Here is a 19,670-nt window from a genome sequence, read left to right as displayed (position 1 = left end):
TTATTCTTTTTTTGAATTTACCCAGGAATCAACCTTTGATTCCAGAATGGTAAGTGGTAAAGCTCCATCAGTAAGAACAACATCGTGAAATTCCCTGATATCGAATTGTTCTCCCAATTGTTCTTTCGCCTTTTCCCTTAGATCGAGAATTTTATTCATCCCGATCTTGTAAGCAGTGGCCTGGCCCGGCATTACTATATGCCTTTCCACCATTTTCACACAGGCGCTTTCCGCAGCCGGTGTATTTTCTTTATAATAATCTATTCCCTCCTGCCTTGTCCACTTTTTTGCATGTATCCCGGTATCAACTACCAGTCTGCAGGATCTCCAGAGCTCCATGGCCAATCTTCCAAAATCTGAATATGGATCTTCGTAAAAACCTATTTCCTTCGGAATATATTCGCTGTAAAGTCCCCAACCTTCCACATAGGCGGTAAAAAAGCTGAATTTCCTGAATTCCGGAATACTGTCCAGTTCCTGGGCGATTGCAATCTGCATATGATGTCCTGGAATACCTTCGTGATAAGCTAAGGCTTCCATCTCGTACTTCGGCATGGCCGCCATATCATAAAGATTGGCGTAGTAAGTTCCCGGTCTTGAACCATCTATGGCCGGTTGCTGATAAAATGCTTTTCCGGCACTTTTCTCACGGAAAGGTTCTACGGCTTTAACTACAATATCGGCTTCCGGCTGAGTATTGAAAAGCTCCGGTAGCATATCCTTCATATTATTGATGATATCCTTCGCTTTCTTCAAATAAGCTGCTTTCCCTTCTTCAGTATTTTCATAATAAAACTGTTTATCGTTCTTCATGAATTCAAAGAAATCCTCCAGCGAACCTTCAAAGCCAACCTCTTCCATGATCTTTTCCATTTCACCATGAATTCTGGCAACTTCATTCAGTCCAATTTCATGGATCTCCCCGGCAGTCAGGTTTGTAGTGGTCACCCTCTGAAGTGCGTTATTATAAAATTCTTCACCTTTAGGGAATTTCCATACTCCAGCTTCTTCAGTTGCTCTCTGCTGCTGATTTTCCTGAAATTCTATCAGTTTTTCATAGGCAGGTTGCACATGGTCTACCAAAGCAGTTTCAGCTTCACCTATGAGTGCTGTTCTCTCCTCTTCTGAAATATCAAGCTTTTCAATTTTAGATGTAAAATCCTGCATAAGAGTGCTCGACTCGGCAGAATTAGTGAAAGGTTTACCTTTTATAAGATTGCGGGATGCGTCCAGAGTTCGGTCAAAAACGAATTTTGGAGGAATAATACCATTTTGCTCACGTATTTGTAATTGCTCGATAATATCATCCATCACCTTTTCCAGGCCAACTAACCTTTTAATGTAAGCCCTGGCATCTGGAACCGAATCTATACGATGCATATTGATAAGGAATGCAGGCAATTCTGCATGCAAACCATGCATTTGTTCGATTGGATAACTATAAAACCGATATTTATAATCATCAATTTCGTTCTTCACCTGTCTTCTGTAAAGCGCATAGCTCAATTTAGTATCTTCATCCAGGGCTGCTGTATCTACCTTGTCCAGATAATCTAATCGCTTTTTCGCTTGCTCCAGGTCTTCAGAATATTTCAGGTTGGAGTAATCGTCCCATTTACCATAATTGGTTTTCATCCCTCTTCGGGTCTGGATTTCCGGAGATTCTTCAATCTCTTTCTGATATTCACTGGCAAAAAACTGGTTAAGTTCCTCCGAGGCAGTTTCCTTATCGGCGTCAGAATAAGCTCCTTCATTTTTATTCTCTCCGCAGGAGACGATCATCAATCCTAAAAAAGCCGGAAAAATATATTTTTTAAAGTTCATCTTTTTCTTCTTCTAAAATGCTGAAAATAATTTCTGAATCCCCGTAAACGGTATGGGTCTGCTTCTGAAAATCATCTTCTTCAGCTTCAAATATGTTTTCTACAAAGGTTTGCGGATTTCTGTCGATTAGAGGGAACCAGGTACTTTGAACCTGGATCTGAAGTTTATGTCCCTTTTTGAAGGTATGGTTTATTCCCTGAAGTGTGATATCCACCTCTGTCTTTTTATTAGGCTCAAAAGCCTGAGGTTCCTCAAAACCATTTCTAAATCTTCCTCTCATTACCTCGCTTCGAACCATCATATGATAATTGCTCATTTTTAAATGAGGCATGGTTTCTTCATAGTTTTCAGCATCTGGCGGGTAGACATCAATAATCTTTACGATCCAGTCTGCAGCAGTTCCGGTAGTAGCAACTTTCAGTTTAGCTTCAATAGGCCCCACCAGTTTCATGTCTTCTTCAAGTACCTTTGTTTCGAAAACCAAAACATCTGGTCTTCTGGCCGCAAACCGTTGATCGCCGGTCATATATTCACGAGGGGTGAAAACCATTTTGATTTCATTGTTATAAGAAATAGGCTTTTCAGGATCACTCACAAAAGTTTCTTTATGATCTGTAGGCTGCTCAGTGAAACTCTGGTCATCTCCCAGGTAAAAGGTTTTTGAAGTCGTATTCTTTGGAGGCCATTCGGTATAATCATTCCATTCTCTCGCCCCGGTATCGTATATATGTGCTTCAGCAAGTCTAATCCCATCCTTCGTTTTCTTTTTCAGGAAATGATTAAAGAATTCTGTTTCATATTCTCTCTGGAAGTGAGTAGAAATACTATCCCCGAAATATACATTCCCAACAGACTGTCTTCCGCTTTCCCTGGCCCAGTCACCATGGCTCCAGGGACCAAAAACAATACTGTTGTAATTATCGCTGTTCTCCTCTATATTTTTGTAGATGGCAAAAGGACCGTAAAGATCTTCAGCATCAAATAATCCACCAACGATCATAACTGCAGGCTTGATCTTCACATTTTCAAAATGCTGGACAATGCCTCGTTTTTGCCAGAATTCATCATAATTTGGATGCTCTTTCAATTGTTGCCAGAATTCATTGTCTTCCTTGTAATATTCATCAAGGTTGCTCAAAGGCTCTGCATCCATGAAAAACTGGTATTGATCTTCTGTTCCAAGCTTTGGAAATTCATACCATGCTGTATCTGTTGGTTTTTCATGTTGATATCCAAAAACTGCGGTTGCTCTCCAGTAACTTAAAAGGTATGCCCCGTTATGGTGGAAATCGTCAAAGAAGAAATCCCCGATGCTGGCCTGTGGCGAAGCCGCTTTTAAAGCGGGGTGACCACTTAACAATGAATAAGTCGCATAGAATCCTGGATATGAAATACCCCAGGTTCCAACCTTCCCGTTGTTATTCTTAACATTATTGATCAGCCATTCGATGGTATCATAAGTATCGCTAGCCTCATCTACCTCTTTTCCTTTTTTATTTGGAATATAGGTGCGCATATTATCATAATTCCCTTCACTCATCCATCTACCGCGCACATCCTGGTATACGATGATATTGCCTTCTTTCATCAGGATCTCGTTAGGACCAATTTTCGAACGAAACTGATCTTCCCCGTACGGCCTGGAGCTATAAGGAGTCCTTTGCATCAAAATTGGATATTCCTGCGAAGTGTCTTTAGGAGTGTAAATGGTGGTGTGCAGCTTTACACCATCCCGCATGGGGATATCTACCTCCATTTTATTGTAGTGTTCTTTTACAGTATATTCCGTTTCGTTTTGGGCTAGAACCGGATGTAAAATGAATAGGAAAAGTATTGTAAACAGTGGGCATTTAAAGATTTTCATCTGTAGGATTTTTATTAAAGTGCTTAAAGATAGAAATTAGGTCTTTAAACCTAAAAGAAAATTATCTTAAAGCTTATTTGGACTCCCCTGAAGGTCTTCTTGAATTCTCCTGTTAGACTAAAAGATTTTAAAATCTTTTTTTTGAACCAGTGACTTTACTATCGATATTAATTAAGGGAAATGATGATTTGCTTCTTTCTAAAATCTAGTTACTAAAATGTTTTAAATTTCGGACTAGATGCTGAACCGAGTTCAACATGACGTAAGCTTCTCAGCCTTCACCCTGAACTCATTTCAGGGTCATTAAATAAAATTTTTTAAGTAATGCAGATCTTCAGAATTTTGGAATCAGATTTCTCTACAGCAAAACGATCATCTGCCCGGTGGTTGATGATCCAGACTATTTCTTCGCCGGAACAAAGGATCCAGGCATGTTCTTTTTCCGGTAAGGAAAATTTCTCATCCTTAAAGAAATCGCTCAATTTTTTCTTTCCCTTCATTCCAAATGGATAGAAAAAATCACCCTTTTTCCATTTCCTGATCTTCAATGGAAATTCCAGTTTTCGTTCAGGGACAAAAATACAGGAGTTGGAGGCCTTATCTATTTTTTTTACTTCATTAATATGTAGTGTTCCCATTCCCGGGATCATTACCAATTCTTCTTCTTTTCCTAGGCTATATTCCTTACTTACAGAGTTTCCGTTCTGCTCGGTTAGCAGCAATTTATTTCGATCCTTAATAAGCCGGTGAGTATCTGATAAAACCAATTTTCCGGTTTGTGCATTTAGAAGATCATATACATCATTCCATTCAGAAAAACCAAAAGATTTCAACAGCTGGTACAGGATCTGTTTTTGGTTGGGAACTTTCTTCAGAAATTCAATATCTATGGCATATCCATATTTATCCTTCTTGACCAGTTTTGGATAAAGCAAACTGAGGTAATCTTCCACCAGGTCCAAACTCTCCTGCAGATGTTGCTGGGTTTTAGCAAAACTATCCAGCAATTGTGGATTCAAATCTTCCAATACGGGAACTATGTGATGCCTTATCTTGTTCCGTAAATATTTATCTGAAGCATTACTGCTGTCTTCCCTCCATTTATAATGTTTTTTCCTGGCGTAAGCTTCGATCTGCTTTCTGGAAAAGCCGAGAAGAGGCCTTACTATCTCTTCCTTTTCGGCTTTAATCCCGGTAAGTCCTTCGGGACCGGTTCCGCGGATCAAATTTATCAGGAAAGTTTCAAGGTTATCATTAGCATGATGTGCCGTCAAGGTGTAATCAAATTGAACTGAACTGCTTAATTCTGAGAACCACTCATACCTCAATTCACGAGCGGCCATTTGCACAGAAATCTTATGATTTTCAGCAAAATTCAGCGTATCAAAACTTTCGGTGTATACCTCAACTTCCAGGGAGTCTGCCAGGTCTACCACGAATTTTTCATCTGCATCGCTTTCCTCACCCCTCAAATTGAAATTACAATGAGCTATGGAAAAATCAAGTTTCGCCTCATGGCATAAATGAGCAAGCACAACACTGTCTACTCCACCACTTACTGCCAACAATAGTTTACTTCCGCATAAATATGGATAGTTAGTTTTTATAAGATTCTTGAAGGTCTTTTCCATTGTTTCTCAAAGATACAAAAGGGTGCTGCTAAATCAATTCAAGTAAGAAGTACTTTTTTCTCTCCCGAATTATTAAGAACATTAATATATTAAGGCTTATATATTGGTAAGCACCTCACGCATTGCTTTTGCCTTTAGGAGGCATTCTTCATATTCTTTTTCAGGATCAGATTTAGCCGTAATTGCTCCACCTACAGAAAATGAAAGGTATTTATTCTCAGAATTATAAAGTATACTGCGAATCACCACGTTAAAGTCGAAATCGCCGGTTGGAGTAAAATAACCTACAGCTCCGCTATAAAGACCACGTTTTGATTCTTCCAGCTCTTCAATAATCTTCATCGCAGAGATTTTTGGAGCTCCCGTCATACTTCCCATCGGGAAACTGGTGCGCAAAGCTTCTACAGAAGGGATATCATCAGCAATTTCAGCGGTCACACTGGAAATTAACTGATGTACCTGTTTAAAAGTATAGACTTTGCAAAGTTCATCAACTTTTACACTTCCTTTTTTTGCGATCCTGGAAAGATCATTTCTTACCAGGTCTACGATCATTACGTTTTCAGATTGTTCCTTGGGATCTTCGGCCAACTCTGCAGCGATCTTTTTATCTTCTATAGGGTCTTCTGAACGACGGGCAGTTCCCTTTATGGGTTGTGATAAAAGTTCTGACCCTTTTTTTCTTAAATATCTTTCAGGAGAAGCAGAGATAAGATTGAAATCCTCAAGTTTCAGGTAGGCTGCAAAAGGCGGAGTGGAAATTTCATTGAGGGACCTGTAAATATTGAAAGAATCAATATTAACATTTTCAGAATAATAATCCTGGCAAAAGTTGGCTTCATAAATATCTCCACGATGAATATGGTTAAGCATCAACCTTATTTTCTCCAGGTATTCTTCCCGGGAAATCCTGGCTTCTACCTTTACCGGCGTATGGTCTGATGCCAATTCTACTCTATAATCCCGGATCTCCTTAAAGTCATTCTCTATCTCATCATCTACCATTCTAAGGTAACTGAGTTCTACACACCCCTCTTTGATTAAGATCAATTTCTGAGGCTGAAAAAAATAGAGGTCGGGAAAATGCAGTCCGTCGAAATTTTTAGAACTTAAGTTCTCCACATCGTTCTTAAGGTCATAACTTAAATACCCAAAAATCCAGTCGGCAGTGGTTTCCTGGTATTCTTTGAGTTTATCGAAAGCCTGAACGTAGTCCGTTTTGATCGCCGTAAAAGCTTCTACAGCAAGAATGGCTTCATATTCGCCGGTCTTAGAATCGTATTCGTTACTATCCAGCCAGGCAATTTCCTGAAACTGCCTGCTCCACGACAATAACTGTTCTTTAAATTTCTTTGTTTCTTTTACGGAAAAAACTCTGGAAGTGCGCACTTAATCTTCAATTTGATGCGCAAAGGTAGTAAGCACATCCTCAATTCCCATATCCAGAACTTCGTTTATGACCTTTCCATCTTCAAAATTATCCTTAAATGAAGGCAGGCTGAAACTTTCGATAACATTTCCGCCAAACCTTCCGAAGATATTCTTCGAGTATTCCAGCGAACTGGCTGCGCCACGTTTTCCAGGAGAAGTACTTATTAAAAGGATCTTTTTACCTTCCAGAAAATTCCTGTTCACCCGGGAAACCCAGTCAATTATATTTTTGAAAAATGCTGAAGGACCTCCATTATGCTCATTTACGGCAATAACCAGCGCGTCACTTTCAAGGATCAAATTCTTTATGATGGTAGCATTGATAGGAAGGCCTTCGTTCTTTTCGATATCTACGCTAAAAACAGGCAATGGAAATTCCGTAAGTTTAATTTCCTTGATCTCATGACCCTGGATCCTGCTTAAAACATTATTTAATAATTGCTGATTAATAGAAGTGCTGCTATTAGAGCCTGCGAAGGCCAGTATTTTTCGCATTGGTCGATTTTGGACTAAAAATACCTAAAATTATTAAGTCTGATCTTTCTAAAAAATAAACCCCGGAAAATTTCCAGGGTTATATAAAATTGAAGATTTAAATTTATACAATAAAGAGTCCGGCTATTGCATTTACCTCATCCATTGTTAATGGCTCATCAAAGGCTTCAGTTATTGAAGAATTAGAATACTGAGGCAATGCTGCATTTAAATCTACACCACCTTGAATAGTATTAGCTTCCCCTGCATAAACTGCAGCTATTGGTGAACTTTCATCACCATTTCCTGTGATCCATCCTTTTTCCATTCGCATTCTACGAACCTTTGAAGCATGCCTGGCTTCTATTGAATGTATCTGAAGCGCATATTCCAATAAGGCATTATTATCTATCAAAGCTCCTGCCTGTCCTTTATAGGCTCTAACACCAGTGTCTTCAAATCCCTGGGATAATAATAAAAAGGTTTGATAATCCCCAAAAGTGTTAAAAGCTCCTCCAGCCGTGAAATCAAATTGCGGTTTTTCAATAGCATTTTCTCCCAGGGCCGTAAGGAGAAATTTTACATGCTCATCTTCATGTTTTAAGATTAGGCCAAACACATCCCTGTCATCACCTGTTATTAAACCATTAGTATCCATCCCGATCTGGTAGAATTCCTTTTCCAAGTACTCCAGGGTAAGGGCAAAATTTAATATTTCAATCGGACTTGCCATGGCTGAAGCAAATGCTGACGACATCGTTGCCGCTTTCGTTTTGTTACTGGTTGCTGCAAATGCAAAAGGAATTGACGCTAATGCAGCCTGCTTCCCAATATTTTTCATATGTCCGAAGGATTCCTTCCTGTTGGCTTTTATGTTTAAAAGTTCACCGTCGGCTATTTTATCTAAGAAATTTATAAAATTCATAATTTTAAGATTTTAGTGTTATTACTCTGTTGGAACATTATTGGCGATAATCCGGGTTTTCAGGAATCCAGTTCCAGCAACCCTTTCCAGGATATCTCCCGGCGCAACTGCATCATCGAATGCTTCTGGAAATACCTGATTTCCTAGTGCTAGATCTACCGTAATGTCTTCATCAGCAAAATTATCTGTATCACCAGTTGTTTCTCCAATAAGATCTCTGATTGCCGAGGCATGCCTGGCTTCCACCGAGACTATTTTTCCAGCAAGTAACAGGTAAGTCGCATTCGATAATAGTTTACCTGCACCATTATACGCCTGAACCCCGGTATCTTCTAAAATTTGAGAAAAAGTGAGAACTGTATCTCTATCCTGAAAATTTACAGAACTGAAATCGAATTCCAGATTTGGAGCAACTTGTCCAGGACCAAATAATGAGTCCAGGACTAGTTCAAAAAAGTCACGGTGTATCAATTCATGTTGATAGATATCATAGAATATTTCATAGTCCCCGTCCATACTATCAAATGACAAAGAATTACCGTTTACCACATTAGAGTAAAATGCTGCCTCTAGCTGTTCAAGGATATAAGCATAGTTCAATATGGCCCGGTCACCCTTACCTAAATTAAATACCTTCTTATTATTGACTCCTTTGGCTTTAGCGTCTAGTGAGAAAATCTCATCTTCTTCCGGTTGGCATGAATACAACATTAAGCTGGATCCCACTACCGCAAGCCCACCAAGTTTTAAAAAGCTTCTTCTGGAAGATGCATTTTCATTTCCTCTGTTTACTTCAACCTTAATAACTGGTTTTTTCATAATTATTTATTTAATGGTTAAAAAAATCACCTGTACATAATATACGAACAGTCTAAGGTGTTGGTTTTCAGTTTTTTATATAATTGTGATAAAAATTGAATATTTAACAGGTAACCTATTGCAAGAGGATAAATTCCATAGTTTTACCGATGATTACCGATTTCATTTGGAATGGAATTCCGACAAATTTTCATCTAATTTTCCTTTGGAATTGAATTAAATAAGAAACTGGTTCTGTTTTTTTATTCAGAAGACTAACTTTATTTAAAAATTTGCCATTTTAATGAAACATTCCATAGAAAATGAATTCCTGACAATATCTGTAAAGGAAACCGGTGCAGAACTTTGCAGCATCATTAATAAAGAGAATAACAAGGAATATATATGGCAGGCTACTCCTGATATTTGGGGAAGTCATGCTCCTAATCTTTTTCCCATTATCGGGGTTATAAAAGATGGAAAATTCTTTTATAATGGAAAAGAATACTCCGTTCCCAAACATGGATTTATAAGATACAACCAAGATATAAGGCTCAAGGAAAAATCTGAACATCAGCTTGTTTTTGAACTCATGTATTCAGAAGAAACGCTTGAAATGTATCCTTTCAAATTCGATTTCAAAATTGCCTTTACCTTAAACGGAAAAAATATTGAAGTTAGTCATCATGTCATTAATCTCGATTCTAAACCTATGTATTACTCTCTTGGAGGACATCCGGCATTTAATATTCAGCATTTTGAAAATGAAAAGATCGAAGAATATTATTTGGAATTCGATAAAAAAATAAATCTGGAAACCTATCTTCTTAATGCCGAAGGCTTGGTGAGCTCCAAAACCAGAAAGGTTCTAAAAGACGAAAATAGGATCCAGTTAACTCCGCATATTTTTGATAATGATGCCCTAATATTTAAGAATATCAAGTCTAAAAAAGTCAACCTGGTAAGTGCCAAAAATGGCAGGATCCTATCTGTTGAATACAAGGATTTCAAGAACCTGGGAATCTGGGCTAAACCCGGTGCTTCCTATGTTTGTATAGAACCCTGGTTGGGAATTGCAGATATTGAAGATACAAACCAAAACTTACCAGATAAGGAAGGTATTGAAAAGCTGAATGAAGCAGAGGAAGTAAACCATGCCTATAATATCCAGATAGAATAAAATTCACACACAATATCCTAATAAACAGTTTTTTATTATTTTCATATTATTAAAAAGTATTCTATGAAAAATCCAAAATTTATTTTCGTTTTATTATTTATGTTTATTTCATCGATTTCGCTGGCACAGGAAGATATAGTGCATATGCTGAATGGTGATGAGAAAAAAGGAAAGGTTACCGCAGTAAAAAGTGAGGTGATTAGTTTTGTTTATTCCGGAGAAGACCTGGAGTATGAGTTAAAAAAAGAAAATATCCATAAGATCGATTTTGCCAGCGGACGTACCGAGGTCTATAATCAAATTCAAAGTACCTCAACTCTACCAAATCTAAATTCTACTACAACTGCAGCGGAAAGAAAAAATAAGATTGCAGTTCTTCCCTTTAAGATTGTCTCTAATAACACTGCCTTAACTACCGAAGGAATGATGGAGGAAGTACAGGATGCCACAGCAAGCTCTATCAGGAAAAATACCAGCCAGGTGATTCTTCAGGATCCATCTGAAACCAATGCCATTCTTTATGAGAATAATATTGGGGAAGCTGAAGCCAGCAAATTGAGACCTGCAGAACTTGCCCAATTGCTTGGAGTTGAGTTTATCGTTCTTGGCTCGGCGAAAATAGACTATACCGGATCAAATTCTTATGGAAGCAGTAGTACAACTTATAAGGATAAGGAAAATAAAGACAGAAAATCAAGCAAGTCTTCTGGAAAAGAAAACACTTTTTCATCCAGCAGCTCTTTGGAAAATTATAGTACCAATATCATGATAAAGATTTTTAATGATCAGGGAAAAAGTCTTTACAATGTAGACCGCACCGGTATCGGGACCAACCTAGACAAATATGAATCTACGATTAGCTATCTTATAAAAAGATCTCCCTGGGGAAGTAAAAGAAAATAAAATTTTTGCCGATATCGCTAATTTTTAATGCCCTACCTTTGGGGCATTAAATTTTTATATTTTGAGCTTTTCTGACCTAAACTTAAATACACCATTGCGAAACGCCTTGGAAGATCTGAACTTCCAGGAGCCTACGCCCATTCAGGAACAGGCGTTTTCTACAATCATGTCTGGCCGGGATGTAATAGGTATTGCTCAAACGGGAACAGGAAAGACCTTCGCCTATTTGCTCCCTATACTGAGAATGCTAAAATATTCAGAGCAAAAGAATCCGAGAATATTGATCATGGTTCCAACCAGGGAACTTGTAGTGCAGGTAGTTGGAGAGATCGAAAAAGTAGCCAAATACATCAATGTAAGGGTTGCGGGCGTATATGGAGGTGTTAACATAAATACGCAACACCAGGAACTCATGCGTGGGCTGGATATCGTTGTAGCCACCCCCAGAAGACTTTATGATCTTGTTCTGCGCAGAGCAATTCAGCTGAAATCTATCCAGAAATTTGTGATAGATGAAGTTGATGTAATGCTGGACCTTGGCTTTAAATTTCAGGTGAATAATATTATTGACCTACTTCCGCAGAACAGGCAGAATATCATGTTCTCTGCTACCATGACCGAAACGGTTGAGGCGATGATCGATGCCAGTTTCAAGGCTCCGGAAAAAATTTCAGTAGCCGTGAGCGGAACGCCTCTTGAAAACATTGAACAAAGCGGATATAATCTGCCAAATTTCTATACTAAGTCCAATTTATTAAAACATCTCCTGGTAGACGTTGAGACTTACCACAAGGTCTTGATTTTTATAGGTGATAAAAGAATAGCCGACAGACTTTTTGAAAGTCTGGGTGAGGAATTCCCTGGCGAAGTAAGCGTTGTACATACCGGAAAAAGTCAGAACTACCGCTTAAACAGTGTTTCTGAATTCGACGCAGGAGAAACCCGAATTATGATAGCTACAGATGTGATGGCCCGCGGACTGGATATTGAACATGTTTCACACGTAGTAAATTTCGACACCCCGCAATATCCTGAAAACTATATGCACAGAATTGGTAGAACCGGACGGGCTGAAAGGAAAGGACGGTCTCTTCTTTTTACTACCGAAAAGGAACAGGAATACCTGGATGCGATCGAAGACCTAATGGATATGGAAGTACCTCAGCATGATCTTCCTGAAGATGTTGAAATTTCGAAAGAACTGATCCCCGAAGAAAGGCCTCGAGCCATTGAGATCAATAACCCTAATAAAGATATCGAGGAAGCCGGACCTGCATTCCACGAGAAAAAGGATAAGAATAAAAAAGTTAATCTAGGCGGATCTTATAGAAGGGAAATTGCGAAAAAATATAAAAAACCTAAAACGCGAGGCGACAAGAACGCCAATCGCAGAAGGAAAAAATAAAGAAATTATAAAAAGGAGCGCATAAACGCTCCTTTTACTCTTACGTCAACCTGAACTTGGTTCAGCTTCTCCAATTTGAAAATTTATCTCCTCCGAGATCCTGAAACAAGTTCAGGATGACTTCAATTTAATTGCAGTAATTGTGAATAACTAACTCCTATTCTTTCTCTTTACAGCTTTAGCCGCTCTCTTTTCTTTCAAACTCCTGGTCGGTTCTTTTTTAGCCGAATTCTTGGAAGGGGATTTCTCCTTAGACATGATTTCTATGATTAGAATTAACTTTTAAATGTAGTGATTGTTTCATTGCGAAATTCGCAATTCTTCAGGCATCATTTCGTAAATTTGTAAGTTGCCAATCATTGAACTTCCTGCTCATAAAATATTCATTATGAGAACTATAATTTTATTCCTCATTGGCCTTATCATTTTTTCCTGTAAAAATGATAGAGAGAAACCAGAAGAAATCACCCTAAAAGAAGTACCCTCGAGCAAGTATAGTTGCGCACCTAAAATGACCGATAGCGAATGGTATGAATCCGATAAAAAAGCTCCACTTTTCGATGGACTTGATGCAGTTGATTTTAAGATTGAAACAGATAATTTTGAAGTTCAGAAATACTTTAATCAGGGAATGGTTCTGGCCTATGGATTCAACCACGCCGAGGCAGCTCGCTCTTTTTATTACGCTACCAAACTCGATCCTGAATGCGCTATGTGCTATTGGGGTTATGCCTATGTTTTGGGGCCCAACTATAACGCAGGAATGGAAGACGACAATTACGAGCGGGCTTACGGCGCTATCCAGAAAGCCCAAGAACTGGGTTCGAAATCTGAAAAAGAATCAGAATTGATCTCAGCAATGGCAGCGCGATATGTGGAGGAACCTCCTGAAGACCGAACAAATCTCGATAAGGCCTATAGCGCTGAAATGAAGAGGGTTTATCAGCAGTTTCCACAAGACCAGGACATCGCCACGCTTTATGCAGAATCTTTAATGAATCTTTATCCATGGCAGCTCTATGACAAACAGGGCAACCCAGAGGAATGGACGCCGGAAATTGTTAGTCTTCTTGAGGAAATTTTAAAAAATCATCCTGATCATCCCGGTGCAAACCACTTTTATATTCACGCCGTAGAGGCTTCTAATTCTCCTGAAAGAGCAAATGTTGCAGCAAAAGCTTTTGATGACGGATTGGTTCCGGGCTCCGGTCATTTAGTGCATATGCCATCGCACGTTTATATAAGAACCGGTGAATATCATAAAGGCTCTATAGCAAACCTTCGTGCTGTGGAAGCAGATAGTATTTACGTCACGAAATGTCATGCCCAGGGAGCTTATCCCCTCGCTTATTATCCGCATAACTATCATTTCCTGGCCGCCACAGCAACTTTGGAAGGTAATAGCGAATGGGCTATGCTTGGGGCAAATAAACTTTCGGGGTACGTTCATCCGGATATAATGAAAGAACCGGGTTGGGGAACGTTACAACATTATTACGCTATTCCGCTATATGTGCAGGTAAAATTAGGACGCTGGGACGAGATCCTGAATTCAGATTTTAAGACCTATGACCTGCCATACCTTGAGGCTGTAAAAAAATATGCCAGAGGAATGGCCTATATGGCCAAAAATGATCTTGATAAAGCCAGAACCGAGTTAGAGACACTGGAAGAACTTTCAGACGATAAAAGTCTTGAGGAAGTAACAGTCTGGGACATCAATTCGGTGAATCATTTGATGCAAATCGCAAGAAGAGTGGTCAAGGCAGAGATCCTGGCCAGCGAAGAAAATTATGATGAAAGTATCACTCTGCTAAAAGAAGCTGTTGAAATTGAAGATTCCCTTAATTACGATGAACCACCAGATTGGTTCTTTTCCGTTAGACACCATTTAGGTGCAGTACAAATAGAAGCAGGAAAATATAATGAAGCGATCGCAACCTATGAGCAAGATCTGAAAAAACTACCCAAAAATGGTTGGGCCCAACATGGAATGAAACTCGCCTACCAAAATTTGAATGACAATGGCAATGTTCAGAAAATGGATGCTGAGATAAAACAAAGCTGGAAAGGGGCAGATATCCAGATCAATTCATCAAGGATAAAGTAATAACCGATTTGTAAATTCCTTCGAAACGGCAATTTACATACCTGCGTTAAGCTAGAAATTCAATTTTAGACGCTTTCTGATGTGACAGCGTCAAGATTTTCATTCCTTATCCAGTTTAAGATAAAGCTGGCCATTCTACCAATTAGAAATGTGAATCCACCAAATACGGGAGCTAACAAAGTCACTTTTAATCCACCAGCAAATAAATTAGGGTTGATATCTCCCAGGGCTTCAAACGCATCGAAAATCTGAATGAGTCCGATAAATTGTGCGAATAGACCAATCACCAGGGCCAGTAAGGCAAGCTGATTTATAAGTGTGACCGACTTATTAAAAATATGTGCAGGTGATTTTAGTTTCATCGCTGCTCTAACAATTAAGAACAGTACCAGTAGAAAGCAAATAAGAATAAGGCTCATAGCCAAGGGACCACCTTCATGTATCCTGGCCAATAACTGTTCGAAAAATCCACCCTGTTGAAAAATTAAAATACTGATTGCGATCATTGTTCGGTTTTTTGATTGTAGTCTCAAATCTACATGATAAGCCTTTCCAAAAATGAATTTTGAGATGAAATGCAAAAATCAACCCTGTTTCTACATCGTCTAAGCCATAAACTTATATAAAATGATTATAATGTCATGCGCCCTTCTAAATTTGTTATTTGTCGCAAAAACTTTCACATCTGAAAATTTAGTCACATTTTTATTTCTTGATGAAAATCGCCGGTGCATTTTTAGAATTAGGAAGAAGAATATTGCTACATAGTCTTTTATGGCTAATTGTGCTCCTGTTCTTTACATTTTTCTTTGGATTTCAAGGAGCCGATTTCAGTACCATTCTTACATTCTCGGCCTTCTTTCTCCCGGTTACAATTGGTACGACCTATGTTTTCATTTACAGGCTCATTCCGGCATATCTTATTTTGAAAAAATACCTGAAATTTTTTCTTTATTCCGTAGCCACCTTCCTTATTTCGGCAACTTACATCACCTTATCGGCATTCTACGGCATCATAATGACCCTGGGATACGGCTACCAGGAGAACTTCCCCCTTACCAAAAGCCTCATCTACATTTTAATTTCAGTATATCTCGTTGTAACCATTGCCTCTGCCTTTAGTTTGCTGAAATACAATTACTCCACTTCGGCTAAGAATGAAGAATTGAAAAATCGATTCCTGGAAGCACAGCTTAAACTGAAGGAACAGGAACTTCAGTATTTAAAAATGCAGATACACCCGCATTTTCTATTCAACACCCTAAATACGATCTACGGATTGAGCCTCTCAAAAAATGCTGCCACTCCCGAAATGATCCTGCAACTTTCAGAGTTGCTGGATTATATTCTTTACCAAACCAAAAAACCTGTAGTAAAGCTTGAGGATGAGGTAGGTCATATTCGAAATTATATAGATCTGGAGAAAAAACGCTTCCGGGAAAATCTGGATGTTCAACTCAATATTGATGAAATTCCTTCGAATATTGAACTAGCTCCCATGCTACTATTGCCTTTTGTGGAGAACAGTTTTAAACATGGAAAAGGTAACGACGGAAAATTCAAAATTTCTATTTGCATGAAATTGATCGACGAGATGCTCAGGTTCAAAATCGAAAATTCAATCTCGGGGGAAATAGATAAAAAAGAAAGTGAAGGTATTGGACTTAAGAACTTAAAGCGCAGACTGGACATACTATATGAGAATAGGTACAATCTTCATATTAAGAATAACAAAAGTACTTTTAAAGTCCAGCTGGATCTGAATATTACTAAAAAACCAACAGATGTCAGTTAAAATTAAATGTCTTATCGTAGACGATGAACCGGTAGCCCTGGATATCCTGGAAAATCATCTTTCCAGGATAGAAAAGATCGAAATTGTTGGAAGATGTCAGAATGCTACCGAAGCTTTTAATATGATGAACGCGAACCAGGTGGATCTCATCTTTCTGGATATAAATATGCCGGGCGTTACGGGAATATCTTTTGCAAAATCGATCAACAGGAATATAAAGATCATTTTTACCACAGCTTACCGGGAATATGCTATTGAAGGATTCGATTTGCAGGCAGTAGATTACCTGCTTAAACCAATTTCCTTTCCCCGCTTACTCGATGCCGTAAATAATTTCCAGGAAAATCATTTTAATCACCAGCCACAGTCGAATCAAAATGAGGAAAATGCAGATTTCATTTTTGTAAAGATCGACCGGAAAAAACATAAGATCGATTTCTCGAAGATCCTATGGATAGAAAGCCTGAGTGATTATTTAAAAATTGAAACAACTGAAGGCACTAAAGTAACCAGGGAAACTATTTCTTCCATCGAAACCAAACTGCCACAGGGAAAATTTATTAGAATTCATCGCTCCTTTATTGTTGCTATAGAAAGGATCGAATCTTATTCCTATGAAGAGGTCATCATAAATAACAGATCTATTCCGGTAAGCCGTACTTAAAAGGAGAATGTTTTAAAGGTCTTAAAGCAATTTGAATAGATTAGCTTATCCAGAGCATATGGGATAGAAATTTCACGTAACGACCATTCTCCTTTTTCATGACTAGAATATTACCACTTCCATTTAGAGGTCCGTCAACTTTAGCCCAATAGAAAATAGCATAATAACAATTATCAATATCAGAATGAAATATAAATGGTTTACTTATTTTATAAATCCCATATTTTATTTTGTTCGTTGCATCTAAACTTTTCAAATTTCCTAAAAGAAAACTTTTATCAATAGATCCTTTTGGATCACTATTTAAATATTTGGTGATTGATGCTAAATTAGATTTTGAAAAATGCTTTCGCACATCAATATCTTCATCTAATGAAGAATTCTGGATCTTATCCCATGTTTCAAATTCGCTGTACCGGTCATAATTATCACCACCACCATTAATCGGTATAAATTTAGATTGAATAAGGGCATCTTTCCCTATAAGAAAACTATTAATTACCTGATATTCTTCAGGGAGGTTTTTTAATTGGTTAGTGATCTTTACTATATCAAAACGAGGAACAATAACGCTTCCAAACCAAAGCCAATCATCTTCTGCTTGCTTTTCAATTCTTATTCTTCCAAAAGCCTGCCAGTGATCTGATTCCTCATATATTAAAGCATAGGAAATTGAATCTCTGCCTTCTTGAATTATAGGAAATGCTTTCATAAAAAATGACGAATCGCTGAGCTTATAATCAGATTTTAGTAATTTTGGATCCAACATTACACTCTTCAAATTCTTAATTTTTTCATTCAGACTTTTTGTTTCAGCAGGCCCAAAAATTGAATCCAAATCAATATTCAAATGCTGAAATCTACCATCAATGATTACACGTTGGGATTTAAAGTTTTTCTTAATAGAATCGATATTCATCCAACTGGACACAAATTCTAATTTATTTGGATTTAAAGTATGTTTAGGTAGAATTTGCAGTGGAGGAATGCTTGCTTTCCGTGTGTTATAATATTGATAACCATCCTCCAATTGTTTTTCACTTAATTGCCCAGAAGCAAATTGAAAACCAAAAATTGCAAGAATAAAAACAGGAATAAATTTGCTCATTTTCGAATATAAAAAAACCCAGACGAATTAACGTCCGGGTCTAAAATGTATATTAGATTTTACATTAAATATGTAAAGCTCTATTCTCGGTAGCAGCAAGAGCAGCTTCTTTAACTGCTTCAGCATAAGTTGGGTGAGCATGAGACATTCTGGCGATATCTTCAGCAGATGCCCTGTATTCCATGGCGGTAACTGCTTCAGCAATAAGATCAGCCGTTCTTGCACCGATCATATGAACTCCAAGAACCTCATCGGTCTTCTCATCTGCAAGGATCTTTACAAGTCCGTCAATATCTCCACTGGCTCTTGAACGACCAAGGGCGCGCATTGGGAATTTCCCTTCTTTATATTTCACTCCTTCTTCCTTCAATTGCTCTTCGGTTTTACCAACAGATGCAACTTCAGGCCATGTGTAAACCACGCCAGGAATAAGATTGTAATCGATATGAGGTTTCTGTCCTGCGATAAGTTCAGCAACCATAGAACCTTCTTCTTCCGCTTTATGAGCAAGCATCGCTCCTCTAACCACATCACCAATTGCGTAAATATTATCCACATTGGTTTGAAGGTGATCGTTCACTTCCACTCTTCCTTTATCATCAAGCTTCACTCCTGCAGCGTCAGCATTCAATCCGTCGGTATAAGGACGACGACCTACAGAAACCAGGCAGTAATCACCTTTGATCTCGATCTCTTTGTCCTTTTTGTCATCAGCCTTAATGATGATCTCATCTCCATTTCTTTTAACCGATTTCACTTTCGTGCTGGTATGGAATTTCACTCCCTGCTTCTTTAATACTTTCTGAAGTTCTTTCGAAAGTGCAGAATCCATCGTTGGAATAATTCTATCAAGGAATTCTACTACAGTCACTTCAGCACCAAGACGACGGTAAACCTGGCCAAGTTCCAGTCCAATAACTCCACCACCAATTACGATCATGTGTTTAGGAACTTCTTTCAGCTTTAAAGCTTCTGTTGAAGTGATCACTCGTTCTTTATCCAATTCGATAAAAGGAAGATTCGATGGCTTAGACCCGGTTGCAATAATGGTTTTTTTCGCTTCGATGGTCTGAGTTTCACCATCTTTTTCAATATTGATGTGAGTCTTATCTTTAAAAGATCCAAGACCTTCATAAACATCAATTTTGTTTTTATCCATCAGGAACTTCACTCCGTCGCAAGTCTGACTTACCACAGAAGATTTACGTTCCATCATTTTTTCAAGATTCAGCTTTACTTCCCCGGGAATTTCAATTCCATGGTCTTCAAAATGCTTGATGGCATCATGATAATGGTGAGAAGAATCTAAAAGTGCCTTACTTGGGATACATCCCACGTTAAGACAGGTTCCACCAAGAGTGGAATATTTTTCAATGATTGCAGTTTTCATACCCAGCTGGGCGCAACGAATGGCGGCAACATATCCACCGGGTCCTGATCCTATAACTGCAACATCATATTTACTCATAATTGTGTGTTTTTTTGTTTTTCAAAAATCGATCGTAAAAGTACAACTATTCTCTACAATGACCAATACTCTATTAGCAGTTAGCAGTTA

The 19,670-nt window shown here is 38.3% G+C and carries 16 protein-coding genes; 6 read left to right on the top strand and 10 right to left on the bottom strand.

What is annotated here, in order from left to right; translation table 11 throughout:
- From ML462_RS10850 to ML462_RS10820, 7 genes are all read right to left on the bottom strand, one after another.
- Window positions 1-1,824, bottom strand: coding sequence for a DUF885 domain-containing protein (locus ML462_RS10850; RefSeq protein WP_240713838.1), 1,824 nt, complete (start codon window positions 1,822-1,824; stop codon window positions 1-3).
- Entirely contained in the window at window positions 1,814-3,688 is a 1,875-nt protein-coding gene (locus tag ML462_RS10845; RefSeq protein ID WP_240713837.1) for a CocE/NonD family hydrolase, read from the bottom strand. The genes ML462_RS10850 and ML462_RS10845 overlap by 11 nt, the downstream gene beginning before the upstream one ends.
- Window positions 3,689-4,005: 317 nt before the next feature.
- Window positions 4,006-5,319, bottom strand: a complete 1,314-nt coding sequence (tilS, locus tag ML462_RS10840; RefSeq protein WP_240713836.1) for a tRNA lysidine(34) synthetase TilS — start codon at window positions 5,317-5,319, stop codon at window positions 4,006-4,008.
- A 96-nt stretch (window positions 5,320-5,415) separates the two neighbouring features.
- On the bottom strand, window positions 5,416-6,708 hold the full coding sequence (gene pabB / locus ML462_RS10835; protein ID WP_240713835.1) for an aminodeoxychorismate synthase component I: 1,293 nt from the start codon (window positions 6,706-6,708) through the stop codon (window positions 5,416-5,418).
- A complete protein-coding gene (locus tag ML462_RS10830) occupies window positions 6,709-7,245 on the bottom strand; it encodes an NADPH-dependent FMN reductase (protein WP_240713834.1) in 537 nt (178 codons plus the stop codon).
- A 103-nt stretch (window positions 7,246-7,348) separates the two neighbouring features.
- Window positions 7,349-8,149, bottom strand: coding sequence for a ferritin-like domain-containing protein (locus ML462_RS10825; protein WP_240713833.1), 801 nt, complete (start codon window positions 8,147-8,149; stop codon window positions 7,349-7,351).
- Window positions 8,150-8,170: 21 nt separating this feature from the next.
- Window positions 8,171-8,968 (bottom strand): ferritin-like domain-containing protein, encoded by a 798-nt coding sequence (locus tag ML462_RS10820; RefSeq protein ID WP_240713832.1) that lies wholly within the window; start codon window positions 8,966-8,968, stop codon window positions 8,171-8,173.
- Between the two features lie 283 nt (window positions 8,969-9,251).
- Between ML462_RS10820 and ML462_RS10815 the strand changes: the two genes are divergently transcribed.
- The 4 genes from ML462_RS10815 to ML462_RS10800 all read left to right on the top strand — a co-directional run bounded on the left by ML462_RS10815 (window position 9,252) and on the right by ML462_RS10800 (window position 14,545).
- Window positions 9,252-10,127 carry an aldose 1-epimerase family protein gene (locus ML462_RS10815; protein WP_240713831.1) on the top strand — a complete coding sequence of 292 codons (876 nt, stop codon included), beginning with the start codon at window positions 9,252-9,254 and terminating at the stop codon, window positions 10,125-10,127.
- 63 nt (window positions 10,128-10,190) lie between these two features.
- The gene (locus ML462_RS10810) at window positions 10,191-11,030 is read left to right on the top strand and encodes a hypothetical protein (protein ID WP_240713830.1); all 840 of its coding nucleotides are present in this window, start codon (window positions 10,191-10,193) and stop codon (window positions 11,028-11,030) included.
- 61 nt (window positions 11,031-11,091) lie between these two features.
- Window positions 11,092-12,435 carry a DEAD/DEAH box helicase gene (locus ML462_RS10805; protein WP_240713829.1) on the top strand — a complete coding sequence of 448 codons (1,344 nt, stop codon included), beginning with the start codon at window positions 11,092-11,094 and terminating at the stop codon, window positions 12,433-12,435.
- 388 nt (window positions 12,436-12,823) lie between these two features.
- Complete coding sequence (locus ML462_RS10800) at window positions 12,824-14,545, top strand: tetratricopeptide repeat protein (RefSeq protein ID WP_240713828.1); 1,722 nt, start codon at window positions 12,824-12,826, stop codon at window positions 14,543-14,545.
- 65 nt (window positions 14,546-14,610) lie between these two features.
- On the opposite strand, the gene ML462_RS10795 is transcribed toward ML462_RS10800, so the two are convergent.
- Window positions 14,611-15,051 (bottom strand): hypothetical protein, encoded by a 441-nt coding sequence (locus tag ML462_RS10795; RefSeq protein ID WP_240713827.1) that lies wholly within the window; start codon window positions 15,049-15,051, stop codon window positions 14,611-14,613.
- 209 nt (window positions 15,052-15,260) lie between these two features.
- Between ML462_RS10795 and ML462_RS10790 the strand changes: the two genes are divergently transcribed.
- A complete protein-coding gene (locus ML462_RS10790) occupies window positions 15,261-16,340 on the top strand; it encodes a sensor histidine kinase (protein ID WP_240714076.1) in 1,080 nt (359 codons plus the stop codon).
- Window positions 16,330-17,004, top strand: coding sequence for a LytR/AlgR family response regulator transcription factor (locus ML462_RS10785; RefSeq protein WP_240713826.1), 675 nt, complete (start codon window positions 16,330-16,332; stop codon window positions 17,002-17,004). Before ML462_RS10790 ends, ML462_RS10785 begins: the two co-directional genes overlap by 11 nt.
- Before the next feature lie 40 nt (window positions 17,005-17,044).
- On the opposite strand, the gene ML462_RS10780 is transcribed toward ML462_RS10785, so the two are convergent.
- Window positions 17,045-18,112, bottom strand: coding sequence for a hypothetical protein (locus ML462_RS10780; RefSeq protein WP_240713825.1), 1,068 nt, complete (start codon window positions 18,110-18,112; stop codon window positions 17,045-17,047).
- 64 nt (window positions 18,113-18,176) lie between these two features.
- Window positions 18,177-19,580 carry a dihydrolipoyl dehydrogenase gene (lpdA, locus tag ML462_RS10775; RefSeq protein WP_240713824.1) on the bottom strand — a complete coding sequence of 468 codons (1,404 nt, stop codon included), beginning with the start codon at window positions 19,578-19,580 and terminating at the stop codon, window positions 18,177-18,179.
- Between the last annotated feature and the right edge of the window lie 90 nt (window positions 19,581-19,670).

The organism is Christiangramia lutea, from assembly GCF_022489035.1.
Classification (GTDB): domain Bacteria; phylum Bacteroidota; class Bacteroidia; order Flavobacteriales; family Flavobacteriaceae; genus Christiangramia; species Christiangramia lutea.
This window is presented reverse-complemented; position numbering and strand designations above follow the sequence as displayed.

Excerpts from the sequence above, each read along its gene's own strand:
- ML462_RS10850 (WP_240713838.1), bottom strand. The coding sequence starts at position 1,824 with ATGAACTTTAAAAAATATATTTTTCCGGCTTTTTTAGGATTGATGATC.
- ML462_RS10845 (WP_240713837.1), bottom strand. The coding sequence starts at position 3,688 with ATGAAAATCTTTAAATGCCCACTGTTTACAATACTTTTCCTATTCATT.
- tilS (WP_240713836.1), bottom strand. The coding sequence starts at position 5,319 with ATGGAAAAGACCTTCAAGAATCTTATAAAAACTAACTATCCATATTTA.
- ML462_RS10830 (WP_240713834.1), bottom strand. The coding sequence starts at position 7,245 with ATGCGAAAAATACTGGCCTTCGCAGGCTCTAATAGCAGCACTTCTATT.
- ML462_RS10825 (WP_240713833.1), bottom strand. The coding sequence starts at position 8,149 with ATGAATTTTATAAATTTCTTAGATAAAATAGCCGACGGTGAACTTTTA.
- ML462_RS10820 (WP_240713832.1), bottom strand. The coding sequence starts at position 8,968 with ATGAAAAAACCAGTTATTAAGGTTGAAGTAAACAGAGGAAATGAAAAT.
- ML462_RS10815 (WP_240713831.1), top strand. The coding sequence starts at position 9,252 with ATGAAACATTCCATAGAAAATGAATTCCTGACAATATCTGTAAAGGAA.
- ML462_RS10810 (WP_240713830.1), top strand. The coding sequence starts at position 10,191 with ATGAAAAATCCAAAATTTATTTTCGTTTTATTATTTATGTTTATTTCA.
- ML462_RS10800 (WP_240713828.1), top strand. The coding sequence starts at position 12,824 with ATGAGAACTATAATTTTATTCCTCATTGGCCTTATCATTTTTTCCTGT.
- ML462_RS10795 (WP_240713827.1), bottom strand. The coding sequence starts at position 15,051 with ATGATCGCAATCAGTATTTTAATTTTTCAACAGGGTGGATTTTTCGAA.
- ML462_RS10790 (WP_240714076.1), top strand. The coding sequence starts at position 15,261 with ATGAAAATCGCCGGTGCATTTTTAGAATTAGGAAGAAGAATATTGCTA.
- ML462_RS10785 (WP_240713826.1), top strand. The coding sequence starts at position 16,330 with ATGTCAGTTAAAATTAAATGTCTTATCGTAGACGATGAACCGGTAGCC.
- ML462_RS10780 (WP_240713825.1), bottom strand. The coding sequence starts at position 18,112 with ATGAGCAAATTTATTCCTGTTTTTATTCTTGCAATTTTTGGTTTTCAA.
- lpdA (WP_240713824.1), bottom strand. The coding sequence starts at position 19,580 with ATGAGTAAATATGATGTTGCAGTTATAGGATCAGGACCCGGTGGATAT.